We start from the raw sequence: 20,054 nt of genomic DNA, 5'->3' as shown, positions 1-20,054 counted from the left end.
TTTGAAATCTGCGGTTACATAAGATATATGTACGCTCATGCTATTTTTCTATAGTATACCAAATATTACCGAAAAAGTCATTTTTATACACAATATTTGTTTTGTCTTATGGACAAAAAAAGTTTACGAAAACGTGGCTAAATCAATCACCATAACAAACTCCTCCCCCCGCTCCTCCACAACCCGGAATCCAACCCGCAGGTACATCTTCACGGCATAATTTGCCTTCTGGACCGCCAGGGAAGCACGCTCATATCCTCTGTTCTTCAAAAGTGTGAGCATTGCCCGCATCATGGCCGTTCCAATCCCAAGTCCCCGATATTCCTTATAGAGCGAAATGGCAAAAGACGGCGTTCGGTCATCAACATGGCCGTAGTCGTCCATAATGCGCACCCAGACGGCGCCCACAATCTTCTCATCGACTTCGGCAACCAGCCCGATATCGTCCTTCGATTCACCGAAATGATCAACATAAACCTGAAGATCAGGGGACTTGAGGATGGAACGGGGAGGGGGATCAACGCCGTCCGGTATAAAAATGGCCTCATACAGAAAATTATTTAATAAAGGATACTCGGATTTCCGGATATGCCGTATGGTATATGTCATATTAAACCTCTTTCAATTCTGTTTTTTGCTTCACCTTATCTTACCACACCGTACAAGATATATCAGAAAAACCTAATAATACCGCCCAAAATATAAACAACAGTTAGTTTTCCTGAACGAACATTAACGCTTGTTCAGTTGTGAAACACATGAATGTCTGCTATGCTGAAAATAATAAGGACCAGTGCGATATTTGTGAAGGAGACGATTCTATGCAGATAGGTGAAGTAATAAGAAAATACAGAAAAAGTAAAAACATGACGCAGGAGGACATGGCGAAACGTCTCGGGGTCACGGGACCGGCGGTCAACAAATGGGAAAATGGAAATTCATTCCCGGATATTTCACTGCTGGCTCCGATTGCCAGGCTTCTGGGTATTTCTCTCGATACCCTGTTGTCGTTTCGGGAGGAGCTTACGATGGAAGAAATCAATCATTTCGTGTTGGAAATGGATGCGAAACTCAAAAAGGAGTCTTATGAGCAAGTTTTTCATTGGACAAAAGGGATTCTGGAGAAGTATCCGAACTGTCCGCGGCTGATCTGGTAAATGGCACTCATCCTGGACTCGTGGCGACTGACGAAGGGGATTCCGGATACAGAAAACTATGAAGGTTATATCCTGGAGTGCTATGTCCGGGCGCTGGAAAGTGAAGACGAGGATATTCGATCCGGTGCCGCCGATTCTCTGTTTGGGTTTTATTTGCGAAAAGAAGAGTATGGAAAGGCAGAAGAGTATCTGGCATATTTTGCAAAGCAGAATCCGGAGAGAAAGAGAAAGCAGGCGGTTATCTGTAGTAAGACCAATCGCGTGGGTGAGGCGTATAAGGCATATGAAGAACTGTTATTTTCAGGACACCAGATGATGAATATGGTATTTCAAAGCCTCTACATGCTGGCTATGGAGGATGGAGACAGGGAAAAGGCGCATATGCTGGTGGAAAAACAGCGGGTATTGGCGGGGGTCTTTGATATGGGAAAATATCATGAGACTTCCTGCAGGCTTGATCTGGCGACGGCGGAGAAAGACGCGGATACGGTGATTGACACGATGGAGGAGATGATGGCCAGTGTCGGCACAATGGGAGAATTTTGCGGATCTCCCCTCTATGAACATGTAGCATTCAGGGAATTACGACCAGAATTTCTTGAGGATATGAAGCAAAGTTTGAAAAAGTGCTTCCGTGATGAGGAAACATATGGTTTTCTGATGGATGATGAACGATGGCAGGAATTAGTAAGATAATGTGCCTCTTCCAGAATATTTTTAATACGAAAGTTCGGACAGTATGCTGACGGTGTGCCTGAAAAGATCATGGAAAACCAAACAGAAATGCGGTATAATGATGACATATAAATCGTATGTCATCCACAGCAACAAAAGTTGCTGTGCCGCTGCTGTGCAGCGGAAGATACCTGGAAGCCACGGCTGGCCCAGAAAATGCCGCTGCGCGTCGCTTTATGGTCTGCGCACGTGGTATAATGATGACATATAAATCGTATGTCATCCACAGCAACAAAAGTTACTGTGCCGCTGCGCGTCGCTGCTGCGCAGCGGATGATACAGGACAGTCTGCGGTTTGAAAAGAAAAACGGAAGGGTCATGTGAAAGGTACCAAGGACAGATGAAAAAGGTATTTGTTACGTATGCCTGGGGGACACAAGAAGAAAATGAGAGAGTTTATTCTTTTGTGAAAATGCTTCGCGAGAATGGTTATGATGCAACCTGTGACCAAAAGGAGATGCAGGAGAGCACAGCACCTTCATTTACACAGATGATGTCCCGGGGATTACAGTCTGATAAAGTCATTGTTATCCTGTCGGCGGCATATAAGCACAAAGCGGATGAGCCAATGACAGGTGTCAGCAGGGAATATGAGATCATAGCCTCCGAATGGCGGAAGCCTGAGAACAACAGGAAATTTATTTTCGTCTCATTCGAGGGATGCAGTCAGGAGAGGCTGGACAGCATTGTGCCGATAATGTTCACCGGTATTAAGCTGATAGATCTGGCGGAAGATGAAAAGAAAGGTTTTCGGGAATTATATTCCTGCTTAAATGAAGTTTTGCAGATCGAATTTGGAGAGGTAAAAGAAAAAACGCCTGATCTGCAGCCGAGAGAGCTGCCGAAGTTTTCCCTCGGCCACGTGAAGACGCTCACTGTTTACAAACAGAGCGATGATGCTTCTGTGTCCAGGGATGATCTTCATCTTATATATGAATGGCTTGTGGATGAGACCATGTCTTTCAAAGTGAAGATCAGGGATTGTGATATAGAGGAGAAAAAAGCTCAGCGGGAGAAGCTGCAGGGAAGGGCTGTTCTGGGAGAACGGCTTAGTAAGGAAGAAGAGCAGTGGTTTGCTGCACTTAATGCGCAGATTAAGCGCGAGGAAGCGAGCCTCAGGAACAAAGAAAAAGCCCTGGAGATATTTTTCTCACACAGGGAATTTGTTCAATATATGGGATACAAAACGGCAGAAAATTTGTGCCGGATTGTGAAGGCCGTAGTCCAGCCTTCAGGGGAGGAAGAAGGGACTGTCACTCCGGTCTCTGTTGAACTGTTTTATGACGGGGAAGATAAAGAAAAGATAGTGCCGGGATTCTTTGGCGCTGCGATCGAGGGCGCATTTCTGGATGAAATATTCTTTACAGCGCTGCAAAGGCGGGAGGCAGGAATATGGGATGTGGGAACGGACAATGTTTCCTTTCGGATTCTCCCGAAGATGTTATATTTCCTGGCGGAACACGGATATGAGGCGCAGGAGGAATTGCGAAGGCTTGAGGACTATCGGATGGGCCTGGCATAATGCTACGAAAGAGAGAGATGTGAGATGTACGAAATCAGACCGGAGACGGTAAAAACGTTTATAACGGATCGGAATGTCAAGCTGCCGAGGTTCCAGAGAAAGCAAACCTGGGACGAAAAAAAGAATTTTCAGCTATGTATCAGCCTGTTCAAGGAATACCCGATCGGTGTATGTATACTCAGTGTTGATGAAAGCAAGGGAAAGACGGTAAGATGGCTGCTTGACGGACGGCAGAGAAAAAATGCACTTACGATGATTCACGATGACCCGGAAAACATTTATAACTGGGCAAAAAAGTTTATCCGATTTAAAAATTCCGATCAGCCGAATGAGCTGGAGGAAAAGTACTGGGAGAAAATAAATGAATACATTGAAGCGGATGCGGATGAGGAATTCGAGGCGGTTACACGGGAGAATGGTGATGACGACAGTGAAGTAAACGAGATAAATGCAGAAGAGAATATCGATGAATCTACCTATGGGTTAGAGCTTTTGCTGGAGATCATAAAGATTATTCACAACAAACAAAAAAAGAACACCGGTTTTACGAAACCTTTTGACTTTACAAAGTATGTAAACAGATTACCGTACGTAGAGACCGAAAACGGAGATGTGAAACTCTCATCACGCAAGGTGAAAACATTTATTGATGAGTATACAAAGTACTGTGATGACGAGGATATCGAGAGCCGGGAGGAATCTTCATTCTACCAGTTTATTGAATTAAGGTGTGATATAAAAGATGCCAGACAGCTAAAGGCACTGATTCATGAGAAGTGGGATATGATAACAGAGCGAATGCTGATCGTTGATAAAATGGATTTTCAGCTTGCCAACAGCAAAATTGGCATGATAGAAGTTAAGAATCTGTCTCCCTCAGATTCGCAGAAGATTTTTAACATTATTAATTCAGAGGGCGAAAAATTGACTGCAGTAGAAATTTTGTCTGCAAAGCCCCATTGGAATATATCTGTGGATCATCCGTCTCAGGCGACTGTAAATGCCATAAAAAAGCTGTATACAAAGATCGGAACAGTTCAGACAGATGTTGTGCGCTGGGATCTGCCGGCGACGCTGTTGGACAGGCTCGGCAGAAATATTGTGATAAAACAGTTTACGGACTCAAAAACGGATTTTGAAAAGGAGCTTACGTGTGGATTTAAGATACTTGCGGGCATTTATGCCGGCGGTGTGAAAAAAGAAGATATTGAAAAATTGAGTAAAAGAGAAGACATTGACTGGAGTTCCGATATTGAGAAGCTGATTTATGAGCTTGAGTCTATGCTGAAACTCATTTCTTCCTTTGAGTATTTCAAATACTTTAAGTCATGGAATGCTTCTGTTATGGAGCTGACAAGTGATTCGATTGCATTAAACTTCATGATTCTTACATACAAAGACTGGATCAGAAAAGGGAAGCCGGTGGGTGACTCCAGGGCAAAACAATTTCAGAAGAATTGCTTTATTTTATGGGACAAATTGATATTTGAATATATTAACAGACAATGGAGGGGGTCCAGTGATTCTAAAATAGCCGGTAATATTTTGAATCTGGAAAGGGAACCTGATTTATATGAACCCGTTCCGGCTTATAAATGGGAAGGTTTGCTGCGGGATCAGATTTTTGCAGAGAGTGTCATTGAGTCAGTGGATATTACGCTGGCGCTTATGAAACCGCTGCTTTATCATTTTTACTGCCTCAAATGCATACAGGGTCCCGATACGGATTATGGGTTAGAGGTGGATCATATCATTCCACAGACGTTGTTTAATGAATCTTCTATTGAGCGCAAAGATGTCATACAAAACAATCTGCTTAATTTGGGCCTGCTGCCTAAAAATGAGAATATTGCGAAAGGCAATAAAAAGCTGATTCTCATCGACAGCCAATGGCTGAAAGACCAGATCGTAAAGTATGAATTCATACCGGAAGAGATGTTTCTGGAATATTCCAATGTCAATAATTATCAGAAAATGTTTGACGCACGTGAACAAATATTTCTTGAAGCATACACCGAAAAAAGAGATAATATGCTGAATAATTAATATTATCCGAGAGGCAAAGGGAAAGCGTATGAGAATATTAGTAGATGCGGATGCATGTCCCGTGACACATATCGTAGAAGAGGCAGCTCAAAAAAATGAGATTGAGGTCATTCTTTTCTGCGATACCAATCACATCTTACACTCTGACTACAGCGAGATCAAGGTCATCGGCGCCGGTGCTGACGCCGTGGATTTTGCACTGGTCTCTGCCTGCAGAAAAGGGGATATCGTCGTGACGCAGGATTACGGCGTGGCGGCGATGGCTCTGGGGAAAGGCGCCTGCGGCATCCATCAGAGCGGCAGATGGTATACCGAAGAGAACATCGATCAGATGCTGATGGAGCGGCATCTGGCGAAAAAGGCGAGACGCACCGGGGCGAAACATCATCTCAAAGGCCCGGCAAAAAGAACAGAAGAGGACGATGAGAATTTTTTCTGTTCCTTATCTAAGCTGATTGATGAGGTTTCTGACAGTCAGTGATGGTGCTGATGGACTCGTGTTAAACGTCTGATAATATGCTGACATAAAGTACAGAACACACAGTGAGGTTGAATAACATGATAGAAGAAATACTCAGGTACAACAAAGAATTCGTAAAGTCCAGGGCGTACGAGCCTTATGTGACTAATAAATATCCGGACAAGAAACTGGCGGTTCTCACCTGTATGGATACCAGGCTGATTGAGCTTCTTCCGGCGGCACTGGGGATCCGCAACGGGGATGCCAAAATCATCAAGAATGCGGGGGGCGTGATCACCCACCCATACGGGAGTGTGATGAGGAGCCTTCTGGTGGCAATATTGGAACTGGGAGTGGAAGAGGCATGGTGATCGGACATACGGACTGCGGAGTGCAGGGCATGGACGGCGGTGAACTTCTGAAAAAGCTGGAGGAGCGCGGGATACCAAAGGATCGCATGGATGTTATCTGCCACAGCGGGATAAAACTGGAGGAATGGCTCAGCGGCTTCGGCAGTGTCGAAGATTCTGTAAAAGAGACTGTGCTGAACTTAAAGCAGCATCCGCTGATGCCGCAGGATATCACGGTCCGTGGATTTATCATGGATTCTGTGACGGGAGCATTATCGGCAGTATAATAACATTCTATGGAATGTGGCAAGAAAGAAGGGATCGGATGAAGAAGAGAAATCAGGTTTTTCTCCATGCAAAGCCGGCGGGCAGCGACATTTGCATGGAGTAGCCTGAAAGTCGCTGCGTAATTATGCTGGCTTTGCTGCTTGACCAAAATTGATCAGGGAGGAGCCCGCATGAAATATGTAAATGCAAAAGCTGTGCTTCCAGAGAAACTGGTTAAGGAACTGCAGGGTTACATACAGGGCGGATATCTCTATGTGCCCGCAGACCCTGGCCGGCAGAAGAAGGGCTGGGGCGAGCTGACCGGTTACCGGAGGGAACTGCAGCAGAGAAATCAAAGGATTACAGAAGCTTATCGCGGCGGATGGTCCGCGGAAGAACTGGCGGAAGAATATAATCTGTCTGTTCATGCCATTCGTAAAATTATCTACGGGGCATAAAAATAAGAGACCGGGAATGGTCTGTGTTTGATAAACCGGAGGACAGCGCAATGTCGGATATGACAGTGCGCTGTCCTTTTTGTTTGAAGGTTTCATAATATAAGCGCCATGCCGAAGCTATCATTTCACCGCAGCCGTTTTCGGCCTGCAGTTTACAAAATAGATACCGGCGCATACGAGGACAAGAGAGGCAAAGTTCCGCAGGGATACGACCTTCTCACCCAGGATGATTCCGCTCAGCAGCGTTCCGAAGACAGGGACCAAGAAGTTGTAAACGGCCACGCTGCTGGTGGAATATTTTTTGAGCAGGATACTCCATACGGAGAAGGCGGCGGCAGACAGCAGTATCATATAAGTTAAGAGACCGATTCCCTGAGGGGTGATAGTGGTGAGAGAGCCGCCGCCGCAGTATCCGAGCGCCAGCAGCATGAACCCGCCGAGCAGCATCTGCCATCCGGTGATCATCATGGGGGCGAGGCCGTTGTCCGTCAGGCGTTTGCATACGGGAGCTGCGAGGCCTGTGCAGATCGCAGACAGCAGCATCAGGCCCTCGCCCATAAAGTGCACACCCGCTTCCGTGGTACCCGCGCCGTTTAAGTTGATCAGGATGACGCCGGCGAAACCGATGAAGCAGCCGATGCCTTTTAACTTTGTCATCTTATCATTTTTAAATAAGAAGTGAGCGCCGATCACAGAAAAAAAGACTGCGGATCCGGTGATGACAGAGCCTCTCGTGCCTGTGGTGTGAGACATGGCGATATAAAATAACGCATACTGTACGCCGGTCTGCAGGAGCGCCATGACAATCACGCCGCCCCACTGTTCCCTGCGGGGAATGATATTCTGCCGCCCGATCACGCGGGCAGTGATCAGAACCAGGAGCCCGGCGAGGCTAAAACGCCATCCGGCAAAAACCAGTTTCTGAAAGGTGGCATCACTGCTGATCTGAAACAGCTGATACCCCATCTTGACGCAGGGAAATGCGCTTCCCCACAGTAAGGTACACAGAAGCGCCGGGAAAAATATCCCGGCGTTAAATTTTTTTTGCGTCGGTTTCATAACTTGTACTCCTTTTAAAAATGTCTGGAACGGTACGCATTCGGCGTCGTTCCTGTTTTTTTCTTAAAGACATTCAGAAAATAATTGAAATTCTGATAGCCCGTCATTTTCGCGACCTGCCTTACGGAATAATCCGTATCGCGGAGCAGCATCTGGGCTTCGCTGATACGCAGCTGGATCACGTACTGCATCATGGAAATATTCCTCTGGTCTTTTAAAAGATGAGAGAGGTAGTAGGGACTGATATAAAAATTGTCAGCCACGGACTGCAGACTGATTTTCTCACAGTAATGCGTATGTATATAGGCGATAATATCATCCGCCAGCTGCTGGACCCGCGTGCTGGATTCAGGGATGTTCTGTACGGGCTGGGCATTTCGGCGGATGAGCTGAAACAGTGTTTCCAACGTGTTTGTACAGATGAGTTCCCAGCCCGCTTCGCGTGACAGGTACTCGCGTTCGATCAGCTGGAACAGGGAGGTCAGGATGCGGGGAGTATCGAGGCTGATCACCGGATGATATTCCGGCGGCAGCAGCCGGTCAGTATTTCTTAATTTTAATACATATCGCTCCGTTTTGCCACATCGTTCCAGCGCCTGATAAGATCCCTCATGAGCGACAGCCTTCTCCAGGAAGATAAGTGCGCCGCTTTGTGCCTGAATGGACTGACCGCCTATGTTCAGAGCAGCCCTGCCCTTCTGCAGGTAAACTAATTCACAGTATTCTTCATGGGAATGGAGCGGGACCTCCTTAGCCTGAAATTCATGATGAAATTTGCATATATTTACAGATGAAGTGTCGTTGTAAGTCTGAAAGTTTTGTTCTCTGATTTCCTGCATAGTCTTTCACCTACTGTCGTTGTGATTTCCGAATGCCGGTTAAAACATCGGGTCAATGCGGTGCAATGATAACGCATATATTTTCAATGCGTTCAGAAGATCCTGAATACGTACTGCTTCATTTGCCATATGGCCGCGTCCCCATCCGAGGGGTGTCGGCAGGTCGTCCCTGTTTGGCCCGAACGATATGGCGTTGGGAAGCTTCTGCGCATAGGTAACGCCGCCCATCGTATATTCATGAAGACTGGTTCCGAGAACGTGATTGACAATGGAAGTCAGTACGGGCGTCAATGGCTTCAGACAGGGTTCCGGCGTATGGGGGGGCGTGTCGGAGAGAAGCCGGCAGCTGATGCCCGCCCTGCCGGCAGTCTCCTGCACTCTCCTTGATACTTCTGCTCCCGTCAGCTGTGAAATATACCGGACATTGATGACCTGCCGCATACTGCCGTGCTGAATGCCGATCGTGCCGCAGATATGGGTTGTATAGCCGAACGTCTCATCGCGCTCATTCAGACCAAAAGGGACACCGTCGTATGTCTGGTATGTGTCTCTTAAAAAGCGGATATAAGGTGCAGATGTACCGACAGGCTGATGGGAGAGCAGGATATCCGCCAGCAGCGGAATGGGGGAACGGCTTCCTTCAGGGAAGGCCGCATGGCCGCCCAATCCGCCGATATCGATTTTCACATAGGAATCCACCGGGATGACGACACATCGGGTGTCTTGATCTAAGCGTTCCATCACCTCCTCGAAGGTAAAATCTTTCAGCAGCGCGAAGGCACAGCCCGGTATCATGTTGGCGGCGAGGCCGGAGCGGAAATCAACCAGATGCTCATCGTGGATCGGGCAGGTCAGTTCGAAGTTTGCACTTCCCTTCTCACCGATGCACACGGGAAAACTTGCATCTGCGACCAGAGAGAGATCCGGTGCTTTTTCATGCCTGAGAAAATGGTCCATATCCTCCATCTTGGCTTTTTTGCCGCAGCCGAAAACTACCAGTATCGTGTGGTCAAGTGTAATCTCCAGATCTTTCAGGCAGCGCAGCAGATACAGCATGGATACGGCTGCGCCCTTATTATCTTCTGAGCCGATGCCAATGATGTAACCATTTCTTTCCACCGCCTCAAAGGGATCCTGAAGCCACATATCCGAAACAGGCGTGGTATCCAGGTGTACGAAGATACCGATCGTCCGGTCTGTGCGGCCCTGCAAAACTGCGCTTCCGCAGTAATAATCATAATTTCTCGTTGCAAGCCCGAGATCACCGGCAAGCTGAAGCATGTAATCCAGGGCGCTGGCGCATCCGGATCCAAAAGGATATTCCTGAAAAGTACAAGGCGTTGAAATACTTTGCAGATGGATCAGCTGTTTGATATGAACCACAATTTCCTCTTTGTGGTCTGAGATCCACGCATCGATTTTATTTTCTGACGAATACACTTGTACTACCCCCTTCTTTATGTAATATTTGCAAATAAAAAATAAGGACTGTATTATCTAAGAGATTAAATGAAATAGTGAGTAATGTCAATTACTTCGCGAATATGACAACAAGAATTGTGAATTATCACGGTAAGTCGGCATGATTTTTATTTTTATTAATGCTAGAATAAAGCCAATTAAGAGGCGTCAGCCTCTGGAAGCACGGTGTTATGAAAAAAAGGAGGACGAATAATGAAAAAACTTGTAGCATTTGCCTTGATTGGTACCCTGGCGGTTTCCCTGCTGACCGGATGCGGCCAAAGCGGATCTGAAAAAGATTCCGGGAGCAGTGCAAACGAAAGCGGAAGCGATGAGAATTCCGGTGACGGCTCGGAGAGTAAGAGCGGCGGTTCATCCGGTAAACACACGATTGCTGCGTCTATTCCGCTGACCGGCAACCTGATGCAGTACGGTATCAGCTATCAGAATGCTCTGAAAATGGCAGTGGAGGATTTTAATGCGGCAGGAGGACTGAACGGAGAAGATGTGATTCTTGAGATCAATGATGATAAGGGCGATCAAAAAGAAGCGATTAACCTGGCAAACAAGATTATTGAAGAAGATGATGTATTTGCAGTCGTCGGTTCATTTGGATCATCCGTTTCCATGGCGGCAGCTCCGGTATACCAGAAGGCTTCCATGCCGATGATCTCCCCGAATACTTCTCATCCGGACTTCCCGGGGATGGGGGATATGCTGATTCCCGTCTCGCCGATTGCGGATATCGAGAGAACAGCTACCGCTAAAATGCTTTACGATCAGTTTGACGGAAAAGATCTTGCGATCCTGCACCAGAATACAGACCTTGGTGTGACAGGCGCCCAGATTCTGACAGAGGTATACGAGGAGCTTGGCGGCAAGGTTGTTATGACGGATAACTTTGTACCCCAGCAGACTAAGGACTTTACGCCGCTGATCTCCAAGATCAAGGAAGCAAAACCGGGGATCCTTTATATAGACGGTGAGTATAATGATGTGGCTAACATCCTGATCCAGATTGACAATATCGGTCTCGACGGCGTACAGATCGCGGGTCCGGGCAACGTATTCAAGCAGGAATTTCTGGATATTGCGGGTGAAAAGGCAAACGGCATCGTGCTGGCGGGCACGACACCGGTATACCTGGACTCTATCATGCAGGTTGCGGATTACACCGATTATCTGAAGGATTTCACAACACGCTACAACGAGAAATATCCGGACACCCCCTGCGACGGGTTTGCCGCCTCTGCATACGATTCGGCAATGCTTGCCATGACGGCAGCAAAGAATGTCGGAACTGATGATCCGAAGGCGCTGGTTGAAGAGATGCTCACTGTTCCGATCGAGATTACATCGGGAAAAAATATGTCGTTTGAAAACGGAAACAACGTGGTGAAAGACGTATTTGTATATACCGTGATTGACGGAGAATTTGCTCCATATGATTACTGATGAAAGGAATATAAATAGATTGATGACTAAGAAAGAACGAATTCGGGCAATGATTGACAACAGGCCTGCCGACAGGATTGGCGTGTCAGGCTGGCTGCACATGCCGATGGTAGACCGTCATGTAAAAGACTTTGTAAAAGCGACGATCGATTTTACGGACAATAATGGCTGGGACTTTGTAAAGCTGATGAGCAACGGACATTATTTTGCCGAGGCATACGGTGCGAAGATCCGCTGGAGAAACGATCCCGGGGAGTGGTCCGGGGAATTCCTGGAATATCCGGTGAAAACACCGGAGGATCTGGCTGCTCTTCCGGTCCTTGATCCGGATGAAAACCCGGTGTTCCAAAGAGAAATCGAGATTGCAAAGGGTGTCTGTGAACACTACAGAGGCGAGGTCCCCGTATTGGCGACGATCTTTACACCATTGACGTGGATGCAGGAGATGATGCACTCATGCAACCCTGCGCCGGCTATGCAGATGATGGCGGAACATCCAAAAGAAGTGCACAGGGCGCTGGAAGCGCTGCTGGAAACCAATAAAAAGCTGCTGGACCGTATGATCGCGGCAGGTGTGGACGGAATTTTCCTCTCAACACAGTGGGCGAGCAGGGCGCTTGTCACAGACGAACAGATCGCGGAATTCTGCCGGCCGTATGATAAAGAGTTATTGAGATATATCAAGGACCGTACCTGGTTTAATATGATGCACCTGCATTACTGTGAGAAGCTTCAGTTTGAAGAATTCCTGGACTACGAGGGTATTCAGGCATTTAACTGGGAGAACTGTACTAAGATTGCAGATATGTCCAGGCTGACATCCATTAAAACGGTTCGTGATATGTATCCGGATAAGGTGCTGATCGGAGGCATTGATCAGCATAATGACTTTGTGAATGCAGACAACGACAGAGAGGCCATCAAAGACGTACTGCGCCGAAGGCTCCTGACGGCTCTGGAAGAATGCGGGGATTATCGTTTTATTTTCGCTCCAGGCTGTGCGCTGCCGCTGGATGTGGACCGGTATGTGTTCACTCTGATGCAGGAGGTAGTACAGGAGGAAGGACTTGTAAAGTAACTGTTCATATTTATCTACTAAGGATGGTGCACAAAGATGCTGTTGGAACAGATATTAAACGGATTGACCATTGGCAGCACTTATGCGTTGGTAGCGATCGGATTCTCGATGGTGTTTGGCGTGTTGGAGCTGGTGAATTTTGCAAATGGATCGGTATATATGCTGGGCGGCTATATCACCCTGATGGTCTATCTTGGCCTGGAAGGTCATTTCCTGCTGGCGTTTACGATCAGTATCATAGCGACAGGCGCAGTGGGATTTTGCCTGGACCGCTTTGGCCTTCGGCGCCTTCGTATTAAGAAGGCACCAAAACTGACCGGTCTGATTACGACGATGGGGATAGCGACGGTCATAGACAATGTAATCTTACTATTTTTCGGAAGCCAGACGAAACCATATCCCAACATTATTGACTTTGGCAAAATCAAAATCGGAAATACCACGGTCAACTCCAGTCAGCTGATTATCCTGGCTGTTGCGCTGGTATTGATGGTGCTGCTTTCAGCAGTCACCTATAAAACAAAGTTTGGAAAAGCGATGAGGTGCACGGCACAGAATGCGGATGCGGCAAAACTGATGGGGATTAATGTGAATCTTATCATCTCCCTGACATTTGTCATCGCTTCGATGCTGGCGTCCATTGCCGGTACTCTGGTAGGCATGTATTACCAGTCCATTGATATCAATACGGGATTTGCCGTGGGAATGAAAACAATGGCATCCGCTGTTCTGGGCGGTGTCGGGATTCTCCCGGGGGCGATGGTGGGCGGCCTTCTGGTCGGCCTGTTCGAAACGCTGGGTGCAAGTTATATCAGCTCGGGTTACCGGGATGCCATTGCGTTTGCGATTTTGATTCTTGTGATCCTGATCAAACCTGCCGGTTTATTTGGGCGGAAAAAAATCAATAAAGTATAAGGAGGGGGCGGCTGACATGAATCAAATACTTAACTTTTTTGCAAAACATATGAATAAGCTGGCTGTGCTGCTGGTGGCGGTACTGGCTGTCTTCCCGCTGATGACTGATTCCTCCTACATGCTGCGTATCGTGACCATCTGTATGATGTATGTCATGATCGCGCTGAGCCTTAATCTTTTAACCGGCTTTCTGGGACTGATGACGATGGGACATGCGGCTTTCTGGGGAATCGGTGCTTATGCGGCAGCGATCCTCTCAACGCGTGCCGGACTCGGCATGGGAACCTGTATGATTGTCTCGGCGGTTGTCGCCGGGCTGTTCAGTCTTCTGCTTGGACTGCCGACGCTGCGGCTGAAGGGGTATTATCTGACGGTCGTGACACTGGGATTCTGTGAGATCGTGAGACTTGTGGAGATGAATTCCATGAACCTGACGAGAGGCCCGCTCGGCATTGCGGGTATCCCGTCGCCCAACCTGTTCGGCATCCAGTTTACCAGCAACCGTTCAATTTTTTATGTGATGCTGGTTCTGGTCGTGATCGCGGCAGTGATCGTGTACCGCATCGTCCATTCACGAATCGGACTTGCGGTCATGTCGATTCGCGAGGATGATCTGGCGGCGTCTGCCATGGGTGTCAATGTGTTTCGCTATAAGATCATGGTATTTATCATATCGTCCATGATCGTAGGCGTGGCTGGCGCGTTTTATGCGCATTATATCAACTTTATCGACCCGTCAAGCTTTACGACGGCGGCATCCATGGACATGCTGATCATGGCAATCTTCGGAGGATTGGGCTCGATTCCGGGCACGATCCTGGGGGCGTCCGTGCTGACGATCCTGCCGGAGACGATCCGTGCGATGGCGCAGTACCGAAACCTGGTCTATGGAATCATCATTGTCGTGCTGATGATGATAAAGCCGGATGGCATTCTGGGAAATGTAAACTTTAAATATATCAAACAGCGTTTGACGCTGAATCACACTGAGAAAAAGGCGGGTGAAGGTGCAGATGAGTAGTGTATTGAAAGTAACCGGCGTCACTCAGAAGTTCGGAGGACTGAAAGCGCTTTCCAATATCAATATGCAGATCGAACCCGGAGAGATTGTCGGCATCATCGGACCAAACGGTGCCGGAAAGACGACGCTTTTCAATATTGTCACCGGAATTTATACGCCGACGGAGGGAAGAGTCGAGCTGGACGGCGAGGACATCACAGGGGTAAAGCCGTATCTGATCGCCCGCCGGGGTTTTGCGCGCACCTTTCAGAACATCCGGCTGTTCGCAAAACTGAGTGCGATGGATAATGTGATTCTCGGGATGCACGGCCATACGAAGGTCAATCTCGCCGATGCGATCTTTCATACGCCGAAGAAGCGCAGGGAAGAAGAAGCGTGCAGCAGACGTGCAGAGGAATACCTGAAACTGATGAATCTGTGGGATGACCGTTTCGCACTCGCGTCCTCGCTTCCGTACGGCAAACAGCGCCGGCTGGAGATCGCCCGCGCCCTTGCCACGAATCCCAAGCTGCTGCTGCTGGATGAGCCTGCGGCAGGCATGAACGAGCAGGAGACGGAGGAACTGCTGCATATGGTGAGGGAACTGCGTGATCTGGGCTATACGATCCTTCTGATTGAGCATGACATGAAATTTGTCATGAACGTATGTGAGCGGATCTATGTTCTGAACTACGGCGAACTGCTCGCGGAGGGGGACCCCACTGCGGTGCGCAATAATCCGATGGTGATTGAGGCATATCTCGGAAAGGAGGATGACTGACATATGGCAATGCTGCGACTGGAACATGTCAGGTCAAATTATGGCAGCATCAACGCCCTGCGGAATATCTCCTTTGAAGTCAATGAAGGCGAGATCGTAACGCTGATAGGCGCGAACGGCGCAGGAAAGACCACGACGATGCACAGCATTGCAGGTCTTAAAAATATCAACGGCGGAAAGATTTATTATGAGGACAAGGATATTTCCAAATGGGAGGCGCAGACTAAAGTAAAAAACGGAATCGTGCTCTCACCGGAGGGACGTCAGGTATTTCCGGATTTTACGGTGCTTGATAACCTGCTGATGGGCGGATATCTTCAGAACAGTGAGACGAATGAGGAGACGCTGAAGACCGTGTATGAGTTGTTCCCGCGTCTCAAAGAGCGGGAAGCGCAGGCTGCAGGGACCTTGTCCGGAGGCGAACAGCAGATGCTGGCCGTCGGCCGTGCCCTGATGGGCAAACCCCGGCTTTTGATGCTGGATGAGCCCTCTATGGGACTTGCCCCGCTGGTGGTGAAAGAAATCTTTTCACTGATCCGGCGGATCCGTGATATGGGTACAACGGTTCTGCTGGTTGAACAGAATGCCAGGGTGGCGCTGAAGATTTCGGACCGCGCTTATGTGCTGGAGACAGGAAAAATCGTACTGAGTGGTATGGCGGAGGAACTTCTCCATTCGGAGGAGGTTCAGAAGGCATACCTCGGTATCTGATCAGGAGGAAATAAGATGGTAAATGTTTTGATTATCGGATGCGGCGGCATCGCCGGGTTCCGTCACATACCGGCTCTGAGACAGAATCCCGACGCGGTGTTATCTGGATTTTTTGACGGGACGCCGGGGAGGGCGGCTCAGAAAGCAGCCGAGTTTGGCGGAAAGGCTTTCGACACTTTGGATGAGGCTCTCGCAGATCCTGGGATTGATGCAGCTGTTATCTGCACGCCCACACGTTCACACTGTGACCTGGCTGTCCGGGCACTTGCGGCGGGCAAACATGTCCTATGTGAAAAACCGATGGCAGTCAGTGCCGATGACGCGAGAAAGATGATTGCCGCATCTGAAAAAGCAAATAAAAAACTGATGATTTCCCACAACCAGCGCCGGTATCATCCGCATATAAAGGCAAAAGAGCTTCTCGACAGGGGAGAGATCGGACGGCTGCTGACTTACCGCACCTTCCTTGGCATACAGGGACCGGAGTATGCATCTGTGGACGGTATCAACAATGCGTATTTCAGCCGTGCAATGAGCGGACGCGGGGTTATGAGCGACGTCGGCTCACACAGAATTGATCTTATGCATTATATTGTGGGCTCGCGCTATCAACGGGTGCTGTCCTATACACCGACACTTGCAAAAGTGAAGCCTGACGGGACGACGATCGATGTGGATGACAATTCCATGTCGATTGTTGAGATGGAAAATGGTGTGGTCGGGCTGATTGTAAACAGCTGGACCAGTATGAGCGGAAATGACCGCATGACACAGTTCTTCGGAACAGAAGGTGTGATCACGCTGTACCGCGAAGACCATCCGGTGGTGGTTGAGTATAAGGATGGAACGACGGCGTATTATGATTTTCCGGAGAATCCGGATCAGAGCGTCACCCTGCTGACAGACATCGACGAGTTGTTTATTCGCTGTATCGAAGAAAATACGGAGCCGTTTGTGACGGGGGAAGACGGTCTGGAAGTGGTCCTGACTCTGGATGCGATCGAGGAGTCAAATGCGTCCGGAACGTGGGCAAAGATTCGGCGGTAAATGATGCGGGAATTAAAAATTGGCGTGATAGGAACAGGGAGAATCGGGGCAGAGCATATACGCCGGATACAGAGACATCTGTCCGGCGCAGGTGTTGCCGCGGTGGCTTCCTCGTCACCAAAGCGGGCGGAAAAAGCGGCTGAGTTATACGGCATCCCGGAGGTCATGACGGCGGAGAAACTGATCAGAGATCCCGGCATTGATGCCGTCCTGATCGCGGCGCCCGGCTCTGTGCATGAACAGTATCTGCTGGCCTGTCTGGAATGTGAAAAGCCGGTATTCTGTGAAAAACCGCTGGCTGATACGGGAGAGAGCAGCAGGATAATACTGGAGGCTGAAGCGGATGCGGGCAGACGGCTGATCCAGCTGGGGTTCATGCGGCGGTTTGACCGGCATCACAGGGAGCTGCGGGAACTGGTCTGTTCCGGGAGCATGGGACATCCGCTGATGGTACACGCGGTTCACCGGAATCCGCGGGCTGGCGAGGATTTTGACGACCGGATGGAGATCATGGATGCCGCGATTCATGAGATCGATGTGGTTCCGTGGCTGCTCGGAGGGGATCCCCTGGCTGCCTGCCGGGTGCTTCATGGAAGAACGGCTTCCTGTGCTGAAGGAAAACTGTACGATCCGCAGCTTATGATACTGGAGACAGTTTCCGGAGTGTTGATCGATCTGGAGGTTTTTACACACTGTGATTATGGGTATGATATAAGCTGTGAGGTGGTATGTGAACAGGGGACGGTTTCACTCCCGGCATCCGTCTCGAATATCGTCAGGCAGGGATCTTATCGGCGGGTACGGGAGTATGATTTCTGGAAAGAACGCTACCAGGCGGCATTTGACATGGAGCTGCAGCACTTTATCGACGGCGCTCGGGCGGGGGCCCTGGAGGGGCCGACAGCCTGGGACGGTTATATGGCGGCGGCAGCGGGTGAGGCATGCCTGCTGGCACAGAAGAGCGGTAAAAGACAGGAGATTTGTTATATGGAACAGCCGGCACTGTATCAGGACGCCGAAGGTTTTGGCAGATGAGAGGATGAAAGTATGAAAAAGAGCATTTATGACGGATATATCCAGGTATTAAATGAGGAGCTGATCACGGCGCTCGGCTGTACGGAACCGATTGCGATCGCCTATGCGAGTGCGACGGCACGAAAATATCTGGGATGTATGCCGCAGCGCATGATCGCTCACTGCAGCGGTAACATCATTAAAAACGTAAAAGGTGTGACGGTACCGAATTCCGGCGGACAGAAAGGCGTGGAGGCTGCAGCGATTCTCGGGGCGCTGGGAGGAAATGCCGAAAGACAGCTGGAGGTGCTGTCCACAGTCACGCAGGCAGATATTGACCAGTCAAAGGTTCTGGCAGGCGAGGGATTATGTGAGGTGGAACTGGTAGAAGGAGTCGCCAATCTTTATATTCGCCTGGAGGCTTTCTGCGGAGACGATACCGTGGTTGTTGAAATTGTGGATAAACACACGAATATTGTAAGAATTTCTAAAAACGGTGAAAATCTTCTGGATAAAGAATACTTACTGGACCGGGGAAATGCAGACCGCAAAAGAGATTTTATGAGTGTCAACGGTATCCTTGACTTTGCCGAAACGGTGCAGACCGCTGAGGTCAGGCAATTGCTGGATCATCAGATCGCTTGCAATATGACGATCGCCAGGGAGGGCATGAAGAACCCCTATGGGGCTAATATCGGCAAGAATATCCTGAACCTGTACGGCAGTCAAAATGTGGAGGTGAGGGCAAAGGCCTATGCGGCGGCAGGGTCAGATGCGCGTATGAGCGGATGCGACCTGGCTGTTGTGGCAAACTCCGGCAGCGGGAACCAGGGAATCACCGCCAGCGTACCGGTGTATCAGTATGCCAGGGAATTAAAGGTATCAGATGAAAAGATGTATCGCGCACTGGTGATCAGTAACCTGATTGCCGCCCATCTGAAGACGGGTATCGGTTCGCTCTCTGCATTCTGCGGTGCGGTGAGTGCAGCCACCGGAAGCGGGGCGGGCATCACCTATCTGCGGGGCGGCAGCCGGGAGCAGATCATGTTTACGATCAGCAATACCCTGGGAATTGTTTCCGGTATTGTGTGTGACGGCGCGAAACCATCCTGTGCGGCCAAGATTGCGGCGGCGCTTGATGCGGCGATACTTGCCGACAAAATGGCATTTAACAATGATTATTTCAAAGGAGGAGAAGGAATTCTCACAGACGATATCGAGGGCACCATCCACAACATTGGGCGGCTGGGCCGGGAAGGCATGCAGAATACGGATATGGAAATATTGAATATGATGGTGGGAAAATAAACCGCCTGCAGATCACAAGCACTTGCGCGCCGGCATAAACTGCCGGACAGCAGGTGCTTTTCTCTTCTAATGGTGTTTGGAGCGGTACGCCTTCGGTGTCACTCCATACTGTTCTTTAAATTTCTTTGAAAAATAACTCGTATTATTAAATCCGGTGGTATAACAGATATCCACCATGCTTTTATCGGTGGTGAGCAGCAGCTGGGATGCCTGCAGCAGGCGAAATTTGTTGATGTATTCCACGGGAGTTATCTTTGACAGTTCGGAAAAGCAGCGGAAACATTCGCTCTTACTGATATTTGCAGATGCAGATACGTCCTGTATCGTTATCGGCTGCGAATAATTCTGATGGATATAGTCGAGCATGTTTTTCATGCGCCGCTTTCTCATG

20 protein-coding genes and 1 pseudogene are annotated in these 20,054 nt (G+C 48.9%); 16 read left to right on the top strand and 5 right to left on the bottom strand.

The features are described 5' to 3' along the window. Positions 1 to 123: 123 nt before the first annotated feature. Positions 124 to 609, bottom strand: coding sequence for a GNAT family N-acetyltransferase (locus tag NQ502_RS07270; protein ID WP_028527529.1), 486 nt, complete (start codon positions 607 to 609; stop codon positions 124 to 126). Positions 610 to 821: 212 nt separating this feature from the next. On the opposite strand from NQ502_RS07270, the gene NQ502_RS07265 reads away from it, so the two are divergent. The 7 genes and pseudogenes from NQ502_RS07265 (at position 822) to NQ502_RS07235 (ending at position 6,995) form a co-directional block, all read left to right on the top strand. Beyond that, entirely contained in the window at positions 822 to 1,157 is a 336-nt protein-coding gene (locus tag NQ502_RS07265) for a helix-turn-helix domain-containing protein (RefSeq protein WP_242830210.1), read from the top strand. Then, on the top strand, positions 1,158 to 1,853 hold the full coding sequence (locus NQ502_RS07260; protein WP_242830208.1) for a hypothetical protein: 696 nt from the start codon (positions 1,158 to 1,160) through the stop codon (positions 1,851 to 1,853). 379 nt (positions 1,854 to 2,232) lie between these two features. Beyond that, positions 2,233 to 3,414, top strand: coding sequence for a toll/interleukin-1 receptor domain-containing protein (locus NQ502_RS07255; protein ID WP_028527527.1), 1,182 nt, complete (start codon positions 2,233 to 2,235; stop codon positions 3,412 to 3,414). A 24-nt stretch (positions 3,415 to 3,438) separates the two neighbouring features. Continuing rightward, positions 3,439 to 5,460, top strand: coding sequence for a DUF262 domain-containing protein (locus NQ502_RS07250; protein WP_028527526.1), 2,022 nt, complete (start codon positions 3,439 to 3,441; stop codon positions 5,458 to 5,460). Positions 5,461 to 5,488: 28 nt separating this feature from the next. Then, entirely contained in the window at positions 5,489 to 5,941 is a 453-nt protein-coding gene (locus NQ502_RS07245) for a YaiI/YqxD family protein (RefSeq protein WP_028527525.1), read from the top strand. 77 nt (positions 5,942 to 6,018) lie between these two features. After that, positions 6,019 to 6,557 (top strand): annotated as a pseudogene (locus tag NQ502_RS07240) (beta-class carbonic anhydrase). Between the two features lie 171 nt (positions 6,558 to 6,728). Further along, on the top strand, positions 6,729 to 6,995 hold the full coding sequence (locus NQ502_RS07235; protein WP_028527524.1) for a CD3324 family protein: 267 nt from the start codon (positions 6,729 to 6,731) through the stop codon (positions 6,993 to 6,995). 120 nt (positions 6,996 to 7,115) lie between these two features. Here NQ502_RS07235 and NQ502_RS07230 read toward each other — a convergent pair whose 3' ends face one another. Genes NQ502_RS07230 through NQ502_RS07220 form a run of 3 tightly spaced genes read right to left on the bottom strand, consistent with a single transcriptional unit; the run spans position 7,116 to position 10,333 of the window. Further along, positions 7,116 to 8,054 carry a DMT family transporter gene (locus NQ502_RS07230; RefSeq protein ID WP_028527523.1) on the bottom strand — a complete coding sequence of 313 codons (939 nt, stop codon included), beginning with the start codon at positions 8,052 to 8,054 and terminating at the stop codon, positions 7,116 to 7,118. Positions 8,055 to 8,068: 14 nt separating this feature from the next. Beyond that, on the bottom strand, positions 8,069 to 8,893 hold the full coding sequence (locus NQ502_RS07225) for an AraC family transcriptional regulator (protein ID WP_028527522.1): 825 nt from the start codon (positions 8,891 to 8,893) through the stop codon (positions 8,069 to 8,071). A gap of 39 nt (positions 8,894 to 8,932) precedes the next feature. Then, positions 8,933 to 10,333 (bottom strand): Sapep family Mn(2+)-dependent dipeptidase, encoded by a 1,401-nt coding sequence (locus tag NQ502_RS07220; RefSeq protein ID WP_260046686.1) that lies wholly within the window; start codon positions 10,331 to 10,333, stop codon positions 8,933 to 8,935. A 234-nt stretch (positions 10,334 to 10,567) separates the two neighbouring features. Between NQ502_RS07220 and NQ502_RS07215 the strand changes: the two genes are divergently transcribed. From NQ502_RS07215 to NQ502_RS07175, 9 genes are read left to right on the top strand one after another with little or no spacing between them, the layout of a single operon-like run. Further along, complete coding sequence (locus NQ502_RS07215; RefSeq protein ID WP_028527520.1) at positions 10,568 to 11,809, top strand: ABC transporter substrate-binding protein; 1,242 nt, start codon at positions 10,568 to 10,570, stop codon at positions 11,807 to 11,809. A gap of 22 nt (positions 11,810 to 11,831) precedes the next feature. Further along, a complete protein-coding gene (locus NQ502_RS07210) occupies positions 11,832 to 12,887 on the top strand; it encodes a uroporphyrinogen decarboxylase family protein (RefSeq protein ID WP_242830221.1) in 1,056 nt (351 codons plus the stop codon). 36 nt (positions 12,888 to 12,923) lie between these two features. Beyond that, positions 12,924 to 13,802 carry a branched-chain amino acid ABC transporter permease gene (locus NQ502_RS07205; protein WP_028527518.1) on the top strand — a complete coding sequence of 293 codons (879 nt, stop codon included), beginning with the start codon at positions 12,924 to 12,926 and terminating at the stop codon, positions 13,800 to 13,802. 16 nt (positions 13,803 to 13,818) lie between these two features. Further along, complete coding sequence (locus tag NQ502_RS07200; RefSeq protein WP_044982973.1) at positions 13,819 to 14,823, top strand: branched-chain amino acid ABC transporter permease; 1,005 nt, start codon at positions 13,819 to 13,821, stop codon at positions 14,821 to 14,823. After that, positions 14,816 to 15,583, top strand: coding sequence for an ABC transporter ATP-binding protein (locus NQ502_RS07195; RefSeq protein WP_028527516.1), 768 nt, complete (start codon positions 14,816 to 14,818; stop codon positions 15,581 to 15,583). The genes NQ502_RS07200 and NQ502_RS07195 overlap by 8 nt, the downstream gene beginning before the upstream one ends. 9 nt (positions 15,584 to 15,592) lie before the next feature. After that, positions 15,593 to 16,294, top strand: a complete 702-nt coding sequence (locus tag NQ502_RS07190; protein ID WP_028527515.1) for an ABC transporter ATP-binding protein — start codon at positions 15,593 to 15,595, stop codon at positions 16,292 to 16,294. Positions 16,295 to 16,309: 15 nt separating this feature from the next. Continuing rightward, on the top strand, positions 16,310 to 17,341 hold the full coding sequence (locus tag NQ502_RS07185; RefSeq protein WP_028527514.1) for a Gfo/Idh/MocA family protein: 1,032 nt from the start codon (positions 16,310 to 16,312) through the stop codon (positions 17,339 to 17,341). 3 nt (positions 17,342 to 17,344) lie between these two features. Beyond that, positions 17,345 to 18,376, top strand: a complete 1,032-nt coding sequence (locus NQ502_RS07180; RefSeq protein ID WP_169579903.1) for a Gfo/Idh/MocA family oxidoreductase — start codon at positions 17,345 to 17,347, stop codon at positions 18,374 to 18,376. Positions 18,377 to 18,388: 12 nt separating this feature from the next. Further along, entirely contained in the window at positions 18,389 to 19,663 is a 1,275-nt protein-coding gene (locus tag NQ502_RS07175) for an L-cysteine desulfidase family protein (protein WP_028527512.1), read from the top strand. Between the two features lie 66 nt (positions 19,664 to 19,729). Here NQ502_RS07175 and NQ502_RS07170 read toward each other — a convergent pair whose 3' ends face one another. Then, positions 19,730 to 20,053 carry a helix-turn-helix transcriptional regulator gene (locus tag NQ502_RS07170; protein WP_083963134.1) on the bottom strand — a complete coding sequence of 108 codons (324 nt, stop codon included), beginning with the start codon at positions 20,051 to 20,053 and terminating at the stop codon, positions 19,730 to 19,732. Between the last annotated feature and the right edge of the window lies 1 nt (position 20,054).

It is taken from the genome of Ruminococcus gauvreauii, assembly GCF_025151995.1.
Taxonomy (GTDB): Bacteria; Bacillota; Clostridia; order Lachnospirales; family Lachnospiraceae; genus Ruminococcus_G; species Ruminococcus_G gauvreauii.
This window is presented reverse-complemented; position numbering and strand designations above follow the sequence as displayed.

Bases quoted from the DNA above. Each gene is read 5' to 3' on its own strand.
- NQ502_RS07270 (WP_028527529.1), bottom strand. From the start codon at position 609: ATGACATATACCATACGGCATATCCGGAAATCCGAGTATCCTTTATTA.
- NQ502_RS07265 (WP_242830210.1), top strand. From the start codon at position 822: ATGCAGATAGGTGAAGTAATAAGAAAATACAGAAAAAGTAAAAACATG.
- NQ502_RS07260 (WP_242830208.1), top strand. From the start codon at position 1,158: ATGGCACTCATCCTGGACTCGTGGCGACTGACGAAGGGGATTCCGGAT.
- NQ502_RS07255 (WP_028527527.1), top strand. From the start codon at position 2,233: ATGAAAAAGGTATTTGTTACGTATGCCTGGGGGACACAAGAAGAAAAT.
- NQ502_RS07250 (WP_028527526.1), top strand. From the start codon at position 3,439: ATGTACGAAATCAGACCGGAGACGGTAAAAACGTTTATAACGGATCGG.
- NQ502_RS07245 (WP_028527525.1), top strand. From the start codon at position 5,489: ATGAGAATATTAGTAGATGCGGATGCATGTCCCGTGACACATATCGTA.
- NQ502_RS07235 (WP_028527524.1), top strand. From the start codon at position 6,729: ATGAAATATGTAAATGCAAAAGCTGTGCTTCCAGAGAAACTGGTTAAG.
- NQ502_RS07230 (WP_028527523.1), bottom strand. From the start codon at position 8,054: ATGAAACCGACGCAAAAAAAATTTAACGCCGGGATATTTTTCCCGGCG.
- NQ502_RS07225 (WP_028527522.1), bottom strand. From the start codon at position 8,893: ATGCAGGAAATCAGAGAACAAAACTTTCAGACTTACAACGACACTTCA.
- NQ502_RS07215 (WP_028527520.1), top strand. From the start codon at position 10,568: ATGAAAAAACTTGTAGCATTTGCCTTGATTGGTACCCTGGCGGTTTCC.
- NQ502_RS07210 (WP_242830221.1), top strand. From the start codon at position 11,832: ATGACTAAGAAAGAACGAATTCGGGCAATGATTGACAACAGGCCTGCC.
- NQ502_RS07205 (WP_028527518.1), top strand. From the start codon at position 12,924: ATGCTGTTGGAACAGATATTAAACGGATTGACCATTGGCAGCACTTAT.
- NQ502_RS07200 (WP_044982973.1), top strand. From the start codon at position 13,819: ATGAATCAAATACTTAACTTTTTTGCAAAACATATGAATAAGCTGGCT.
- NQ502_RS07195 (WP_028527516.1), top strand. From the start codon at position 14,816: ATGAGTAGTGTATTGAAAGTAACCGGCGTCACTCAGAAGTTCGGAGGA.
- NQ502_RS07190 (WP_028527515.1), top strand. From the start codon at position 15,593: ATGCTGCGACTGGAACATGTCAGGTCAAATTATGGCAGCATCAACGCC.
- NQ502_RS07185 (WP_028527514.1), top strand. From the start codon at position 16,310: ATGGTAAATGTTTTGATTATCGGATGCGGCGGCATCGCCGGGTTCCGT.
- NQ502_RS07180 (WP_169579903.1), top strand. From the start codon at position 17,345: ATGCGGGAATTAAAAATTGGCGTGATAGGAACAGGGAGAATCGGGGCA.
- NQ502_RS07175 (WP_028527512.1), top strand. From the start codon at position 18,389: ATGAAAAAGAGCATTTATGACGGATATATCCAGGTATTAAATGAGGAG.
- NQ502_RS07170 (WP_083963134.1), bottom strand. From the start codon at position 20,053: ATGAGAAAGCGGCGCATGAAAAACATGCTCGACTATATCCATCAGAAT.